This is a genomic window from Wolbachia endosymbiont (group B) of Horisme vitalbata (genome assembly GCF_964028625.1).
Lineage (GTDB): Bacteria > Pseudomonadota > Alphaproteobacteria > Rickettsiales > Anaplasmataceae > Wolbachia.
Window position 1 is genome coordinate 1,159,944 of the sequence record NZ_OZ034797.1, and the last position, 17,256, is coordinate 1,177,199.

14 protein-coding genes, 2 tRNA genes and 1 pseudogene are annotated in these 17,256 nt (G+C 34.6%); 9 read left to right on the top strand and 8 right to left on the bottom strand.

The window, feature by feature from the left end:
* Positions 1-8: 8 nt before the first annotated feature.
* The 5 genes from ABWU56_RS05595 to rpsL form a co-directional block, all read right to left on the bottom strand.
* Positions 9-81 (bottom strand) — tRNA-Trp (locus tag ABWU56_RS05595).
* 12 nt (positions 82-93) lie between these two features.
* Entirely contained in the window at positions 94-1,266 is a 1,173-nt protein-coding gene (gene tuf, locus ABWU56_RS05600; protein WP_353281258.1) for an elongation factor Tu, read from the bottom strand.
* A gap of 12 nt (positions 1,267-1,278) precedes the next feature.
* On the bottom strand, positions 1,279-3,354 hold the full coding sequence (gene fusA, locus ABWU56_RS05605; protein ID WP_264704255.1) for an elongation factor G: 2,076 nt from the start codon (positions 3,352-3,354) through the stop codon (positions 1,279-1,281).
* 21 nt (positions 3,355-3,375) lie between these two features.
* A complete protein-coding gene (gene rpsG, locus ABWU56_RS05610) occupies positions 3,376-3,852 on the bottom strand; it encodes a 30S ribosomal protein S7 (protein ID WP_006014699.1) in 477 nt (158 codons plus the stop codon).
* Between the two features lie 5 nt (positions 3,853-3,857).
* Positions 3,858-4,232 (bottom strand): 30S ribosomal protein S12, encoded by a 375-nt coding sequence (rpsL, locus tag ABWU56_RS05615; RefSeq protein WP_010406837.1) that lies wholly within the window; start codon positions 4,230-4,232, stop codon positions 3,858-3,860.
* Between the two features lie 433 nt (positions 4,233-4,665).
* Between rpsL and prmC the strand changes: the two genes are divergently transcribed.
* From prmC to ABWU56_RS07505, 3 genes and pseudogenes are all read left to right on the top strand, one after another.
* Positions 4,666-5,517 carry a peptide chain release factor N(5)-glutamine methyltransferase gene (prmC, locus tag ABWU56_RS05620; protein ID WP_139686898.1) on the top strand — a complete coding sequence of 284 codons (852 nt, stop codon included), beginning with the start codon at positions 4,666-4,668 and terminating at the stop codon, positions 5,515-5,517.
* Between the two features lie 207 nt (positions 5,518-5,724).
* On the top strand, positions 5,725-7,053 hold the full coding sequence (locus ABWU56_RS05625; protein ID WP_353281094.1) for an IS4-like element ISWosp7 family transposase: 1,329 nt from the start codon (positions 5,725-5,727) through the stop codon (positions 7,051-7,053).
* A 10-nt stretch (positions 7,054-7,063) separates the two neighbouring features.
* A pseudogene (locus tag ABWU56_RS07505) lies at positions 7,064-7,481 on the top strand (transposase); the annotation flags it as partial.
* 211 nt (positions 7,482-7,692) lie between these two features.
* On the opposite strand, the gene ABWU56_RS05640 reads toward ABWU56_RS07505, so the two are convergent.
* Positions 7,693-8,292, bottom strand: coding sequence for a BON domain-containing protein (locus ABWU56_RS05640; RefSeq protein ID WP_010406846.1), 600 nt, complete (start codon positions 8,290-8,292; stop codon positions 7,693-7,695).
* Positions 8,293-8,548: 256 nt separating this feature from the next.
* On the opposite strand from ABWU56_RS05640, the gene ABWU56_RS05645 reads away from it, so the two are divergent.
* The 5 genes from ABWU56_RS05645 (at position 8,549) to lon (ending at position 14,516) form a co-directional block, all read left to right on the top strand.
* Positions 8,549-8,630 (top strand) — tRNA-Leu (locus tag ABWU56_RS05645).
* Positions 8,631-8,785: 155 nt separating this feature from the next.
* Entirely contained in the window at positions 8,786-10,129 is a 1,344-nt protein-coding gene (gene tig, locus ABWU56_RS05650) for a trigger factor (protein WP_353281260.1), read from the top strand.
* An 11-nt stretch (positions 10,130-10,140) separates the two neighbouring features.
* Complete coding sequence (clpP, locus tag ABWU56_RS05655) at positions 10,141-10,767, top strand: ATP-dependent Clp endopeptidase proteolytic subunit ClpP (protein WP_265042102.1); 627 nt, start codon at positions 10,141-10,143, stop codon at positions 10,765-10,767.
* Positions 10,767-12,044: an ATP-dependent Clp protease ATP-binding subunit ClpX gene (gene clpX / locus ABWU56_RS05660; protein WP_353281262.1), complete on the top strand. Its 1,278-nt coding sequence runs from the start codon at positions 10,767-10,769 to the stop codon at positions 12,042-12,044. The genes clpP and clpX overlap by 1 nt, the downstream gene beginning before the upstream one ends.
* Positions 12,045-12,059: 15 nt before the next feature.
* Complete coding sequence (gene lon / locus ABWU56_RS05665; protein ID WP_353281264.1) at positions 12,060-14,516, top strand: endopeptidase La; 2,457 nt, start codon at positions 12,060-12,062, stop codon at positions 14,514-14,516.
* A 99-nt stretch (positions 14,517-14,615) separates the two neighbouring features.
* Here the strand turns inward: lon and ABWU56_RS05670 are convergent, their stop codons facing one another.
* Both ABWU56_RS05670 and ABWU56_RS05675 read right to left on the bottom strand, forming a co-directional pair.
* The gene (locus ABWU56_RS05670; RefSeq protein ID WP_353281266.1) at positions 14,616-16,172 is read right to left on the bottom strand and encodes a penicillin-binding transpeptidase domain-containing protein; all 1,557 of its coding nucleotides are present in this window, start codon (positions 16,170-16,172) and stop codon (positions 14,616-14,618) included.
* 20 nt (positions 16,173-16,192) lie between these two features.
* Positions 16,193-16,963, bottom strand: a complete 771-nt coding sequence (locus ABWU56_RS05675) for a polysaccharide deacetylase family protein (protein ID WP_353281267.1) — start codon at positions 16,961-16,963, stop codon at positions 16,193-16,195.
* A 120-nt stretch (positions 16,964-17,083) separates the two neighbouring features.
* Between ABWU56_RS05675 and ABWU56_RS05680 the strand changes: the two genes are divergently transcribed.
* The gene (locus ABWU56_RS05680; RefSeq protein WP_264337643.1) at positions 17,084-17,206 is read left to right on the top strand and encodes a hypothetical protein; all 123 of its coding nucleotides are present in this window, start codon (positions 17,084-17,086) and stop codon (positions 17,204-17,206) included.
* Positions 17,207-17,256 lie beyond the last annotated feature (50 nt).

Genomic DNA, 17,256 nt, shown 5'->3' on the forward strand with positions numbered 1-17,256 from the left:
TATTAATGCAGGAGCGATAGGAATTGAACCTACAACCTCTGGTTTTGGAGACCAGCGCTCTACCAATTGAGCTACACTCCTATAATTCAAAGTTTACTCTAAAATTTCCGAAACAACGCCAGAACCAACAGTTCTACCACCTTCTCTTATCGCAAAACGTAATCCTTTATCCATTGCTATTGGTACTTGCAACTCCACTTCTATACTTACATTGTCCCCTGGCATTACCATCTCCTTTCCATCTAGCAATTTTATGCTCCCAGTTACATCCGTTGTCCTTAAATAAAACTGTGGCTGATAATTTTCAAAAAATGGTGTATGCCTCCCTCCTTCTTCTTTCTTCAATATATACACCTCCGCATTAAATTTCTTATGCGGGGTTATTGTCCCTGGTTTTGCCAATACTTGCCCTCTCTCCACTTCTTCTCTCTTTGTTCCTCTTAGTAGTATTCCTACATTGAGTCCTGCACTTCCCTTATCTAGCAACTTCTTAAACATCTCAACACCAGTACATGTCGTCTTTTGCGTCGCTTTCAGACCTATTATCTCTATATCATCCCCTGTCTTTATCTCCCCCTTCTCTATTCTTCCTGTTACTACCGTCCCTCGGCCCGATATTGAAAATACATCTTCTATTGGCAACAAAAACGGCAAATCTACAGGCCTTGGAGGTACTGCCACATACTCATCTAACTTCTCCATCAATTTATCTATTGATTTCTTTCCATACTCACTACTATCATCCTCTAATGCTTTTAACGCAGACCCAACTATCACAGGCACTTCATCACCTGGAAATTTATACTTACTCAGCAACTCTCTCACTTCCATTTCCACCAAATCTATCATATCAGCATCAGCAACATCAGCTTTATTTATATATACCACGATATATCCAACACCCACCTGTTTTGCCAGCAATATATGCTCTCTCGTTTGTGGCATCGGCCCATCAACCCCTGACACTACCAATATCGCTGCATCCATCTGTGCTGCACCTACTATCATATTCTTTACATAATCAGCATGTCCAGGGCAATCAACGTGTGCATAGTGTCTCTTTTCTGTTTGATATTCAACATGCGCTGTTGCTATTGTTATACCTCTCTTTCTTTCTTCTGGCGCTTTATCTATTTGATCATATGCTACAAAATTACCATAATGCTTTGTTATCGCCGCTGTTAACGTTGTCTTCCCATGATCCACATGTCCTATCGTTCCCACGTTTATATGCGGCTTTCCAAATGCTTCTACTATCGCTGTCATAATTACTAACCTTTAATTATACTTTAACTTTAACTCATCAACCACATATTGTGGCACTTGTTCATAACAAGAAAAATGCATACTATACTGAGCTCTTCCCTGAGATATAGAACGCAAAACATTTATATAACCAAACATATTTGCAAGAGGAACCGAAGCAGTAATTATTTTGCTATTATTACCTAAATCCAGCATATCAACAACACTGCCTCTTCTACTATTTATATCACCCATAACATCACCCATATATTCTTCAGGAGTAATGATTTCCACTTTCATTATAGGTTCTAGCATTTTTGGACCAGCTTTATTTGCCATTTCCTTAAAAGCACCTTTAGCAGCAAGTTCAAAAGCCAAAGGACTAGAATCAACATCATGAAAAGCACCATCAAGAAGAGTAGCCTTAAAATCAATCAATGGAAAGCCGGAAATTATACCACCTTCTTTTATCAACTCCAAGCCATTTTGCACTCCAGGTATATACTCTTTTGGAATAGCACCGCCTACAATTTTACTTTCAAACTGAAAGCCAAAACCAGGCTCAAGAGGTTCGAATTTTATTTTAACTTTAGCAAACTGACCAGCACCACCTGATTGTTTTTTATGAGTGTAATCAATTTCAACAGATTTAGTGATAGTTTCACGATATGCAACTTGAGGCGCACCAACGTTAGCTTCAACATTAAACTCGCGCTTCATTCTATCAACAATAATCTCAAGATGCAGCTCACCCATACCTTTCAATATAGTCTGCCCACTCTCTGCATTTACTGACATCCTTAAAGAAGGATCTTCTGCAACCAATCTATTCAAAGCAACACCTAATTTTTCCTGATCTGAGGTGGTTTTCGGTTCTATAGCAATTTCAATAACAGGATCAGGAAATTCCATACGCTCTAATAGTATAGGAAAATCAGATGAACATAAAGTATCACCAGTAATTGTTTTCTTTAATCCAACTAAGGCAACTATATCACCAACTTTAGCTTCGTTTATATCTTCTCTGTTATTTGCATGCATAAGCAACATTCTACCAATTCCTTCAGTCTCATTCTTTCCAGCATTTAACACAGCAGATTTAGATTTTAACTTACCGGAATAAATACGAATAAACGTCAAGCTACCTACAAATTTATCCGTCATCACTTTAAACGCAAGAGCAACGAATTTCTCTTTTTCTGAAGGTTTGATCTCAATTTTCTTTTCTGAATCTTTAGGATCAGTTCCAATAATTACATCAACATCAATAGGAGAGGGTAAAAAATCAACCACACCATCTAAAAGTGATTGCACGCCTTTGTTTTTAAAAGCTGACCCACATAATACAGGGACAAATTTTCCTTTAATGGTCCCGCTTCTCACACACTTTTTCAACAAATCAATTGGCAGATCGTTAGATTCAAAGTAAGTATTTATCGCCTCATCATCCATTTCAGCTGCAGCATCTAATAAAAGATTTCGATACTCTTGAGCCTTATCAAGCAAATCAGAAGGAATATCTTCATAAGAAAATTTAGCGCCTAATGTTTCTTCTTGCCATATAATAGCTTTCATAGAAATAAGATCGATTATGCCTTTAAAATCTTTCTCACTTCCTATTGGCAACTGAATAACTAAAGGTGATGCGCCAAGCTTCGTTTTTATCATATCGACACATCGATAAAAATTTGCCCCGATTCTATCCATTTTATTAACAAAGCAGATACGAGGAACGTTATATTTATCAGCTTGACGCCAAACTGTCTCAGACTGAGGCTCAACTCCAGCAACTCCATCAAATACAGCAACCGCACCATCCAAAACCCTCAAAGATCTCTCAACTTCAATAGTGAAGTCAACATGACCAGGAGTATCTATTATATTAATCCTATGATCATTCCAAAAACATGTTGTTGCAGCAGAGGTAATTGTAATGCCACGCTCCTTCTCTTGCTCCATCCAATCCATAGAAGCTGCACCATCGTGCACTTCACCAATCCTATTTTGTTTGCCAGTATAAAATAAAATACGCTCTGTTGTGGTGGTCTTGCCAGCATCTATATGAGCCATTATTCCTATATTTCTATACCTAGATATTAAAACTTCCATACCACAATCAATCAGCTAATATTAAAAACGAAGATGAGAAAATGCCTTATTAGCTTCAGCCATTTTATACTTTTCTTCACACATCTTAAATGCACCACCACATTTATTATAAGCATCTAATATTTCAGACTGCAAACAATAAACAGTAGTTCTACCGCTCTTTTTTCGAGCAGCAGAAGTTGCTCTAGCAATCCACCTTAATGCCAAAGAAATTGCTCTATCTTGACGAATTTCAACAGGGACTTGATAAGTTGCACCACCAATACGCCGAGAGCGTACTTCTATAGAAGGGGTAACATTTTCTACTGCTGTTTCAAAAATTGATAAGGCATCTTTGCCTATTTTCTTTTCAGCTAAGGACAAAGCACTATAAGCAATCTTTTCTGCAATAGATTTTTTACCACATTTCATAATTATATTAATAAAACGCATAAGCAAGACACTACCATAACGAGAGTCAGGGCTTGTTCTTTTTTTTGCTTTATTACGACGTGCCATAAATTTTAACCAGATTTCTTTACACCATATTTTGAACGAGCTTTCTTTCGATTTTGCACACCACGTAGATCAAGAGCACCTCTTATTATGTGATAACGTACACCCGGCAAATCCTTAACTCGCCCACCACGTATTAAAACAACAGAATGCTCTTGTAAATTATGACCTTCGCCAGGTATATAAGCCGTCACTTCACCGTATCCACTAATCTTTACTCTAGCTACCTTACGTAGTGCTGAATTAGGCTTTCTAGGAGTTGTAGTATATACCTTAGTGCAAACACCCCTTCTTTGAGGATTGCATTTTCCCAAAGCTGGCACCTTCTTCTTGCGAGTTAACCCTGATCTACCTTTACATATTAATTGATTTATCGTAGGCATATACTGTAAACTTAAAACTCTAAAAATAACTAAGTCTTAGTTATAAAATAATAAACCTCAATAGTCAATATAAAAATAAACATTACTACTCTAATAATCTCAGCCTAATTGCTTTGAAAGCTACTGATAATTATATGCTAAAGCGCATATTGGTTTTAATATTAAGAAATTATCACTTGCTGTGGTCTAATTAATATAGATATGGAACAAGTAATATACTGTGATGGCTATCAAAGAATATGCAGAAAATAATGCTTATAATAGAGCCAAGAGCTTCTAACATTAATGCAAAAATACCAACCGAATTACCAGTAAAGCCGGATGATTTTTACAATCCTACTCTTGACACTTAGATTTAATGCAGCTACCCTAAGTTCAAAATTCTATACTCAATTTTGCTGTTCTTGCGTACAAGGAACACGTTTTTAGAATAATGAAAACAATCAGCGCTTTAATTAAAGAAGGGTCAAAGCTACTATCATCACATAGAATTGAATCACCACATTTGGATTGTGAAATCATCATGCAGTACGTACTTGGAGTAGAAAGATCATTCACAATCATGAATCACATCAATCAGGTACCAAGAAACAAAGAACTTCTATTCTGGAAATTAACAAAAAAAAGAGCAGAAAGATATCCAATATCGCAAATAATAGGTAATCGTGAATTCTGGAGTAAAAATTTTATAGTTAACCAACATGTTCTAGATCCAAGACCAGATAGTGAGACAGTAATTTCAACAGTGTTAAAATATTACCAAAATAAGAAGCAAAAAATAAAAATTGCAGATTTTGGCACAGGCACAGGCTGTTTGTTGATCTCCGTACTTAGTGAGTATGAATATGCTATTGGAGTTGGTTTTGAAAAAAGCCTGGAAGCATACAAAATTACCTGCCAGAACACAAAGAAACATAATCTTCTCAACAGAGCTAAAATATTTCCAAATTCGTGGACAGAATGCAGAGATTTATTTGATCTCATAATAAGCAATCCTCCATATATTAAAAGAAGTAAGTTAAAAGATCTGCAAGCTGAAGTGCAAAAAGAGCCAAGAATTGCTCTTGATGGCGGTATCGATGGATTGAGCTGTTACCTGAGTATTTTTCCAATATTGAAAAAGTGCCTTAAAAAAGATGGGTTTGCGATATTGGAAATAGGCGAAGATCAAAGCAATATTGACAAAATAATACCCTTATATGGACTGGCTTTTCAGGAATACGTATACGACTTGGCTGGAATGAAAAGATGCATTGTTGTAAAGCAAGATAAAGAACATGACTAGTAGAACGCTAGCTTTCTAAGAATCTGTTCATAATCTCAAGAAAGGCATAAAGTAAGAAATAGAGTGTATAAATTAGGATATATGAGGAGTGTATACCCAAGCATACGCGTCAAGTTAAGGAACTGTGGTAATAAACTTAGTGTAAGGAAGAGAAAAAAAAGATATAAGTTCTCTTAAATCTAACAAAGAAAACGGAGAACTTATACAATGAAAAGAATAGTTTGCATCTCAAAAAAGCTCAAAGAATTTTTTAATGAAAAAGCAGATAAAATCTCAGCTACAACAGGGTTCATAAAAAGAAAGAGGAAGCTAAAAGGCTCGTCGTTCATAAAAGCCATCGTTTTGGGTAATATAGGGGTTGATAATTGTAGTATAGAGACAGTGTGTCAATTATTGAATGAAGACTCGATAAATATAACAAAACAAGGTCTGGACTTTAGATTTACCAAGGAAGCAGTGGAATTTATGAAAAGAATGTATAATGAATCTTTAACGTTACTTAAAAATACCTTACAAGTTGATTGCAGAATCTTGAAGCACTTTGGAGGTGTTAAATTATTAGACAGCAGCTACATTAGCTTACCTAACAGTATGGAAGAAATGTATAAAGGTTATGGTACCAGCTACAGTGGTTATGAAAGCAATACTAAGTCTGGAATAAAGTTACAATTAGTTTTTGACTACCTAAACCAGACATTAGACCAGCTTAATATAACTGAGGGAATAAGGTCAGATCAGGGTTATAGAAGCCATTTAAGCAATATATCGAACAACGATTTACTAATATCTGATTTGGGTTATTTTGTGCCAAGTTCTTTTAAACAAATCAATGAAATAGGAGCTTATTTCATAAGTCGTTATAAATCCGATACTAACATATATGATATAGAGACAGGTCAAAAAATAGATTTACTAGAACATTTGGGAGATCGATCTTTTCTAGAACAGGAGGTATTGTTAGGAAAAGAGACAAGGGTTAAAGTAAGAATTATATTTAAAAAACTAACTGAAGAACAAGCTATGGCTAGAAGAAGAAAGGCTAATAGGTTAGCAAGATCACATGGATACACATCTTCTCAAAGGAACCAAAAGTTACTAAATTGGTCGATATTTATAACTAATGTTCCAAAAAGTAAGATTAATGCTGAGCAAATACTAGTAGTTTACCGAATAAGATGGCAAATTGAATTATTGTTCAAATTATATAAGAGTAATATAAGGCTTGATAAGCTGAGAGGAAAGCCATACAGAGTATTATGTGAGCTATATGCCAAATTGTGTGCAATTCTTATATTTCATGGAATAGTGGGTTGCACAGAACTGAAAAAAAATACGGAGCTTAGCTTAACAAAGGCATTTATTGAGCTAAAAAGACGGGTTAGAGAGTTATTTTTAGCACTAAATAATAAAATTAAAGGCTTAAATATTTTTCTCAAAAAGCTTACCATAACTTGGTCGCAGTTTTCATTAAAAGACAAGTACAGAAAAACTAGAGTATCCACCTTAACTTCTCTAAATTTGCTCACAATCTCTTAACTTGACGCGTATGGTATACCCAAGTGACATAAGTCGAGAGAAGTTTGAGATTATTTCACCAGATATGGAGTCTTGTGGAAAAAACAAAACCAAGAAAACTTGATTTGTATGATATATTTTGCGAAGTGTTGTACGCCCTAAAAAGTGGTTATCAGTGGAGGATGCTACCAAAAGAGTTTCCAAAATGGCGCAATTGTTATGATTATTTCAAAAATGGAGTGAAAAAATAAAAGGAAATAAAAAAAAGTATTTTGGAGTGCATGTTAAAAAAAATAGTTAGTGTGGTCCGACAAAACAATGTTTGGAAAGAAAAAATCAGCTTTTGCATAATTGACACTCAGAGTGTAAAGAACGCAGACACTGATGAAGAAAAAGGCTATGACGCTGGTAAAAAAATCTCAGGAATAAAACGCCATATCGCACGAGATATAGATGTTTGCTATTTATTCTTAAGCTTGGGAGTGTTAAATAGCATTTTACTTTTTTTAGTATGTAGAGATTTTCTAGGAATTATTCTATTGAATTCTATGATATTATTTTTTGTAACATTGTTATACATACCATAAGAGTGAACTGACGAAATTTGTAAAGGAGTTTTATGGCTTAGCTACATGGTACTAACACTCAAGTAAATTTTCATCAATGACGCAATTTGCTATGTCTATATCTCACATAGCTTACAACTTGCTTTACTCCTTTTACTTTTCTTGCAATTGCTATTACAGCTTTTAATTCCGCCTTATTTTGAGCTATACCCATCAAATAAACGACTCTATCAACTGTATTAACGCTATAATTAATTGATTTAATATTTCTTTTTCCCAGAAGCCTCGTGCTTATCTCTGCTGTTATCATACCATCTACAGTAACATCTAGCATAGAAGCCATTTTAATTGGTGTGACTCTTATTTCATTTATCACTTCTTTAATCTCTTTTTGCTGCCAAGCTATTTTCTCTGCTGTGAGTTGCTTTTCATGATTATCAACATTTCCAATGAGTAATACTCTTCCTTCACTCACTTTAACTTTTATAGATGAGAACAGTCCGTGTTTTAAGAGTCCCTTATTGATTCTTATTACTATAGTTGTATCATCAATAATGTTTCCCAAGGATTTATCTTGCATTGTTATTGCTGTAGCCGCTGCAGTTGCTGTTACCACTATACCACTCACAAGAGTCGTACAGCCACTCTGTGTAATCAGAAAAATTGCGAGTAAGAAGCTTGCTATTAATCTCATTATTAATTTCCAGAGTTTAGAGCTTTAATTAAAGAATATTAATAAGCTTTTTTTATTGTGTAAATACTATAAATTGAATAAGCCTTGAATATTTCTAAGACAGTACTTATCTCAATAATGTTAGTTAAAGTAATTCAGGCTTAGATTCATAGTGGAGTTAACCAGTATTATAAGTTCAGTCTGTGGTACTAAAATCTAATCTTTAAATTGCATAAGATGAAAGAAGTGGTTATCTATAAGTTAATGAAGGGTTCTTGCGGATATGGCGAAATTGGTAGACGTGCCAGGTTTAGGTCCTGGTGAGCTTGCTCGTGGGGGTTCAAGTCCCTCTATCCGCACTTAAAGTCATGTAACTCAGGTTTTAAGAGAAAATTTATAATCACTAAGTACACTTTTGTTTGTATAAGAACCTGTTCTTAAGGATTGTATTTAACTTAAATTCTGGTAAAATGGCTTTATTAAAACATAAATAAAATATTGATAACAGGTTGTAATGTCTAGTAATATAACTCAAAATGCAGTCGAAGCAGATACATTAAGTAATATATATACCTATAAGGAACTTAGTGTAGATAAACTAAAGTATGAGTATGAAATCACAGTTAGTAGTGATTATATAGAACACAAGATAAACTCTAGATTACAAGAAATAGCGAAGGATGCAAAATTGCCTGGATTTAGATCCGGAAAGATACCTTACGATCTTGTTGTTACAAATTATAAAAACGAAGCTTTGGAATATGTGATAAAAGATACGATTGACTATTGCTCAAGTGATTTAATGAAAAAAATCGAAGTTAAGTCTCACATCCATCCTAAGGTTGATATTATGTCATTACCAAACCTGGATAAAAAGGATGAAAAAGGCGACTTTCTGTACAAATTATCTTTTGAATCGATGCCAAAAGTGCCAGTAATAGATCTTGATAAAATAAATTTGAAGAAAGTTAAGGCAAAAATCAAAGAGGGAGACATAAAAGAATTTATTGATTCTATAAAAACAAAATTTCCTAACTTTGTCTCTGTTGATGATGCTTCTTATCAAGCAAAAAACGAGGATAAACTGATAATTGACTTTGAAGGGCGAATTAGAAATAAGCTCTTTCAAGGTGGAAGTGGCAAAAATTTTACTGTTAATTTAGGATCTGGAACATTTATAAATGGTTTTGAAGATCAATTAATTGGCATGAAAAAAGGGGAAACAAAAAGCTTTAAGTTGAGATTTCCTGAAGATTACCAGGTAATTTCCCTTGCGGGGCAGGAGGCTGCTTTTTCTGTTCGAGTTAATGATATTCAGATTGCCGAAGATTTGCAAAGTGATAATGAAATAGCTAGGAGAATTGGTTTTGAAGATCATTCTTCGCTAATAAATCATGTAAAAGAAGTAATTGATAATCAGTGTAAAGAAATGGGAGATCTCTTAATTAAGAAAGAGCTATTTGATTGTTTGGATGCTAGTTATAGTTTTGATTTGCCTATAGAAGTAGTAAAACAGGAACAGCAGAGAGTGGAAAGAGAGTTGAATGCTAAAGATGATTCTTGTAAAGAAGCTGAAAGACGTGTAAAGCTTGCAATGCTATTTATGGAGTTCAGTAAAGAACATGAAATATCATTAACTCAAAGTGATATTATGAATGTTATTGTAAATCAATATGTCAGTAAAGATGTATCATTTGACAGAGTATTTAAACATTTTAAATCAGACGGACAATTTCAGGAATTAGTTAGAGGGCAAGCGCTTGAGTATAAAGTGACAGATTATATGATAGAAAAAGCTAGTAAAGAAGAACAGATTGTTTCTGTGAAAGAATTAAAGGAATTATTTGATAATATTTGATAGGAAAAGGTATGACTCTTATACCAATTGTAGTTGAACAAACTAGTCGCGGTGAGCGGGCTTATGACATATATTCAAGGCTAGTAAAAGAAAGAATAATTTTCGTAACTGGCCCTATTGAAGACAACATGGCCAGCGTAATAGTAGCACAGCTTTTATTTTTAGAATCGGAAAATTCTGATAAAGACATTCATATGTATATTAATTCGCCAGGCGGTGTTGTAACTGCTGGTTTATCAATCTACGATACAATGCAGTACATAAGTCCAGACGTTTCAACTTTATGTATAGGTCAAGCTGCATCTATGGGTTCTTTGTTGCTTGCAGCTGGTGCGAAAGGTAAGCGCCACTCTCTACCTCATTCAAGAATTATGATACATCAACCATCTGGTGGTTATCAAGGTCAAGCAACTGATATAGAAATACATGCTAAGGAAATTTTGCGAATTAAGAAAAAGCTAAATCAAATTTATGAAAAACATACTGGGCATTCACTCAAGAAGATTGAAGGAATGATGGAAAGAGATAAATTTTTGGATCCTATAGAAGCAATGAAACTTGGCTTGATTGATAAAGTAATAGCTGAGCGTAAAGATATGAAGATTGAAAATATTAAAGTTAAACAAAAGGTAGTTTAATGGATAACAATAATGATTTACACTACTGTTCTTTTTGTAACAAGGCACAAAACGAAGTAGATAAATTGATTACTAACTCTTCAGATGGTTTAAAGGTGTTCATTTGTAATGAATGCATAGAGTTATCCCATAAAGCAATAAGTCAAAAGAAAGAGAGAGCTTTTAATTCAGATCATATATCTGATATGAAGCTATTACTAAAGAAACCTGAAGATATAAAAAATTTTCTTAGTAAGCATGTTGTAGGTCAGGAACATGCGCAACACGTTTTATCTGTGGCTATGTATAACCATTGTCAATCCATGGTGCAACTTCATTCTATAAGTGATATTGAAATTGAGAAGTCAAATATAATGCTTATTGGCCCTACTGGTTCTGGTAAGACTTTGCTAGCAAAAACACTTGCTAAAGTTTCAGATGTGCCATTTGCTATGGCCGATGCGACAACTTTGACTGAGGCAGGTTATGTAGGTGATGATGTAGAAAGCGTGTTGTCACGTCTATTACAAGCTGCAAATTATGATGTTGCAAAGGCACAGCATGGTATAGTGTTTATCGATGAAATAGACAAGATCACAAGAAAGTCTGAAAGCGCTTCAATAACCCGTGATGTTTCAGGTGAAGGGGTCCAACAAGCTCTACTAAAAATCATGGAAGGTACGGTTGCTTATGTTCCTCCACAAGGAGGGCGAAAACACCCGCAACAAGAGTTTATACAAGTAGACACTAGTAACATACTATTTATTTGTGGAGGAGCTTTTGAAGGCCTAAATAAAATTATTGAGGCAAGAAAAAAGGGAACATCAGTTGGCTTTGGAGCAGATATAAGTCAGTCTAAAGCACAAAAGAAAAAAAATGCTTTACACGATGCTCAACCTGAGGACTTAATCAAATTCGGTTTGATACCCGAATTTGTAGGACGGGTTCCAATAACTGCTGTTCTAGATGAGCTGGATCACGAGGATTTAATACATGTGTTGACAGAGCCAAGAAATGCGCTAGTAAAACAATATAAAGCATTGCTTGCATTTAGTAAAGTAAACCTTGAGTTTTCAGATGAAGCAATATCAGCTATTGCTAAAAAAGCTATAAGCTATAAAACAGGTGCAAGGATGTTACGTGCTATCTTAGAGTCACTTTTGCTTGATGTTATGTATATATCCGGCAACGGAGGTTTTGAAGGTAGCACTATAACGGTTACTAAGAAAATGGTAGAATTAGGCAAAGCGACGATTAATCATAATAATAAGGGTAGTGTTATAACGGTTAATGATTAATTTGAGGCATATATTATGAGTATTGGACGTGCTGTAAACTTTAATTCTACTGTATTACCAGTATTACCTCTAAGAGATGTAGTAATTTTTCCAAATATAATGTTGCCTTTATTCGTAGGTAGAGAAAAATCTGTTCATGCACTAGAATATGCAATAAGTAGCAGTAGTCACCAAAACGAGATTTTTCTCATAGCACAAAAAGATGGTTCTATTGATAATCCAGAGCCAGAGAATCTTTATGAAGTAGGCGTGTTAGCAAACATTATACAACCATTAATAAAACTGCCTGACAATGCAGTAAAAGTCATGATTCATGGGGTAAGAAGGGGAAGAGTTATAGAATATATTAGCTCTCACACTTTGTTACAGGCCAGAGTAGCGTTAGATGGTCATTATGAGTATGGAGAAAATGAAGATAATATTGATTTAGAAGCTTTAAGGCGTTCTGTTATAGATGCATTCGACAATTGGTGTAAACTAAGCAAGAAAAGTCGACCCGAGATTATTATTGACCCCATTGATCAAGTTAAAGAGGTTAATCAAATTGTAGATATGATAGCTTCGCACTTAAATATAAAGGTATCAGATAAGCAAAACATACTTGAAGTTTATAACCCAAAAGAGCGTTTAAAAAAAGTTTTTGCTCTTATTGAGAGAGAAATAAGTATTTTGAGTGCACAAAACCGCTTGTATAAGACAATTAAATCACAGGTTGAAAGTACTCAAAAAGTTTACTACCTTAATGAGCAATTAAAAGCTATACAGAAAGAATTAGGTGAGTTTGAAAATGGAGATGAAGGGAATATACTCAATGAATTTGAAAAAAAGATAAATGAAACAAAGCTTTCTGAGGAAGCAAAAGAGAAAGCCATAACTGACTTAAAGAGATATAAGAAAATGAATCCCATTTCTCCTGAAGCAACAGTTATATCTAGTTACTTGCATTGGTTGCTTGATTTGCCATGGGGAAAGTACAAAGATGCAAAAATTAACTTAAATGCGGCTAAAAAAATCTTAGATGAAAATCATTATGGCATAGAGAAAGTAAAAGATAGAATAATAGAATTTTTAGCAGTATTAAAGAGAGTAAAAGAGATAAAGGGTCCTATACTTTGCTTAGTTGGACCACCTGGTGTTGGTAAAACTTCTTTAGCTAAGTCTATGGCAAAAGCAGTAGGAAGAGATTTTGTTCGCATATCTCTTGGTGGTATACGTGATGAGTCTGAAATACGAGGACACAGAAAAACTTATATTGGCTCAATGCCTGGTAAAATCATTCAACACATGAAAAAAGCTAATTCATGCAACCCGCTTTTTCTGCTTGATGAAATAGATAAGATGGGTTCTGATTCGCGTGGTGATCCTGCATCTGCATTACTTGAGGTTTTGGATACTGAGCACAATAAACACTTTACGGATCATTACTTGGAAGTTGAATTTGATCTTTCAAGTGTAATGTTTGTAGCTACGGCAAACAGCTTAAATTTGCCACATCCTTTGCGTGATAGGATGGAAATTATACAATTATCTGGATATAGCGAAGATGAGAAGATCAGTATTGCTACGCATCACCTTATTCCAAAATTAAAAAAAGAGCATGGTTTGCATCAGAAGGAGTGGAAAATAACTAATGAAGCATTATACGAGTTGATACGTTTATATACACGTGAGAGCGGCGTGCGAAGCATGGAAAGGGAACTTGCAAAGCTCATGAGAAAAGCAGTTAAAGCAATATTAACTGATAAAAATAAGAAAATATCCGTAGAGGTTGGTAATTTACAAGATTACCTAGGGGTACGTAAGTATACCTTTGGCATTGCAGAAAATGAGAGTTTGGTAGGGGTAGTAACTGGTCTCGCCTATACTGAAACAGGTGGTGATATTTTAATGATAGAGTCAGTCCTAATTCCGGGCAAGGGGGAAATAAAATACACAGGAAAGCTTGGAGAGGTTATGCAAGAGTCTATAAAAGCTGCGTATAGTTATGTGCGATCAAATTGTTTATTTTTCGGTATAAAACCCGAAAAATTTCAAAATAATGATATACATTTGCATGTACCTGAGGGTGCTGTGCCAAAAGATGGTCCCTCTGCTGGCAGTGCAGTATGTACATCTATTGTTTCTCTTATGACAAATATACCAGTTAACAAAAGTGTTGCTATGACAGGTGAAGTAACATTGCGTGGTAGAGTGTTGGCTATTGGGGGTTTGAGAGAAAAATTGCTTGCTGCGCTAAGAGGATCAATCAAAACTGTGATTATACCAAGTGAAAATGAGAAAGATATGCAAGAGATTCCTGCAAATATAAAAGAAGAAATCAATGTAATTTTTGCTGAGAATATTGATGAAGTTATAAAAGTTGCTTTGATGCACCCTATTACTTCAATTGATGATAATAACGAAATTAGTGTGTCTAGCTCCATAGAAAATAAGGATAATACCTTCCCTTCATCAGAAACATTAAAGCACTAAATTGAAAAGGTTTATGCAATTTTCGTTTCTTTTTTTTAACCTCAAAGCTCTGATTTGAATATATAAATTACAAGTAACATATATGGCAATTTCATAAGTTCATTTTTCAAGCATATATTGCAATATCTCACTAGCAATTGCAACATCTTGGCGTGGAGTTTTACCATGTTCTATAAACACTGAGATTGCATAGCGCGGATCATGGTAGGGGCCATAAGCGATAAACAATTTATGACTTTCACCTTTAGAGTTTATCTCTGGTGTTCCGGTTTTGCCAGCAATTTGTATACTGCCTAGTCCTTTTCTATAGTTAGAATTCACCACATCAAACATAGCTTTTCGAACCACACTAAGATGCTCATGATTCACATCAATATCAAGAAAGTCTTGCCCTGATTTACTCATCTCAATGTGGGGAATTACCTCCTTTCCTGTTGCAACCCTCGCTGCAAGAACCGCAAGCTGTAATGGCGTTGTAAGTAAATACCCTTGTCCTATAACTAAGTTAATGGTATCACCTAAATACCACTCTGAATATAGCTTGCGTGCACGCCAATTCATGTCAGGCAACAATCCCGGAGCTTCTTCCTTAAACATTCCAATTAATGGTCCACTTCCTATACCAAATTTGCTAGCCATTTCTAGTAGAGAATCTACATTTATTTTTTTTCCTATATTATAAAAGTAAGTGTTGCATGAGAGAGCCATTGCCTCATTTAAAGATACATATCCATGAACTTTGCTTTTCATGCAACGAAATTTCCGCTCACCTATCTTCATATATCCCCTACACGAGAATTTTTCTTCTGGTGTTATTATTCCATCTTTTAAACCCGCAAGCGCATCTATTATTTTAAATATTGAACCAGGTGGAATTTGATATGATAATGCACGGTTTACAAGCGGTAACGAAGGAATATTTAAACTTTCCCAAGTTTCATTTGATAATCTGCTAGTGAAAAGATTATTATCGTAAGAAGGTGAGTTATACAATGCTAAAATTTCTCCGTTATTTACATCAATTACCACTGTGGAACCTTGGTGGTCTTTAAATATCTCTGCGATTTTTTTCTGTAAATCAACATCAATTGTCAGCTGTACATCTTGTCCGTCTTGTTGAGGTATGCTAGACAACTCTCTCATGATACGCTTCTTAGAATTTATTTCCTGCTCAGACTTGCCTGTCCTGCCTTTTAATATATCATCATATGTATATTCAATGCCACTAACCCCTGCTTCGTTTATGCCTTGATGTCTTTTCGTGTATCCGATTATATGAGAACATATCGAACCAAATGGGTAGTAACGTTTATAAAGAGCAGTTATTCTTCTTTCTGATGATTTTATCGCATCAGGTTTAATTTCTGATAACATCTGCAAGTCAACTTCCCTAGTAAAGGTTTTCTGCCCATCAAATAAAACAATATACGAAATTTTGTTTACTGCGAGTTCAACGCTATTCCTATCCAAAATCCTGCCTCGTTTAGGCACAATAGTAACAACTTTTATCCTATTATTATTGGATAGCACTTCATATTTTTGTCTATCTCGTACTTGTAAAGTATACAACCTATAACTAAAAACAGCAGAAATAGTAAGCTGAATACCACCTAATATGAATGCCCTGCGGTTGAAGACCTTGTTTTTTGTCCACATAGAATTCCTTTAGAACGCACTCATCCTCCTTTTATTGGCACATTTCTAGCTTTCACTACATCACAAACCCTTTCTTCCCACTCACTTAAGGTAACAAGTTTGTAACCCGATTTTTTTAGTATTTCAATAATCTGAGGTAAAGCTTCAACTGTATTTGATTTGTTATCGTGATCATGGAATAATATAATCGCTCCATTATGTACATTGCTTAAAACTCTTTCAACCAAAATCTCTGATTTATCACCTTGCCAATCCAGAGAATCGACTGTCCATAATATGGAATACATATTTAATCGATTAGTATTTTCGATCAAATTATCGTTATGACATCCATATGGTGGGCGAAACCATTTTACATTCTGTTCTGTTGCATTTTTAATTGCCACATTTGTCTTTTCCAGTTCTTGCAATTGCTCCTCACTTGAAAGTGATGTCAACTTCCTATGCGACCAAGAATGATTACCTAATTCATGACCTGCTTTATGGATTTTGTTTACTATTTCAGATGTTTTTTTATTTATACGCTCACCAAGCACAAAAAATGTCGCTTTTGTTTTATTGCTCTCCAGAATATTAATAATATCTCCTGCTCTATTATAAGACGGTCCATCATCAAACGTAAGTGCAACGAACTTATCTTTGTTATTCAATAATTTCTTTATATTACTTAAATTTCTATATGATAGATCCAAATCACAACTGAGCCCACGATACGGTAAGTTAAAGTTACAATCACTACAGAAAACTGCGCTTGAATATAGCAAAAGAAAAGCGATTATTCTTATAAACATATATAATCAGCAAAATGATAGAGTACTACACTTTTTTGCTAAATTAAACCACTTTTAACAGCTACTGTTTACTTCATTACTTTGTCAATATATTATATTAATAACTTTATATAATATAGTATGATTGCAAATATAAATACCGTTGCTCTTCAGGGAACCAGCACAGTAAATGTTAATGCACAAATTCACATGGCAAATGGTATTCCAGCTTTTAAAGCAACAAGGACAACATTGCAAATTTAGAGTTCAAAAGGGTTATTCCTCGAGAACTACTGCGTCAGAAAGCTGGCGTT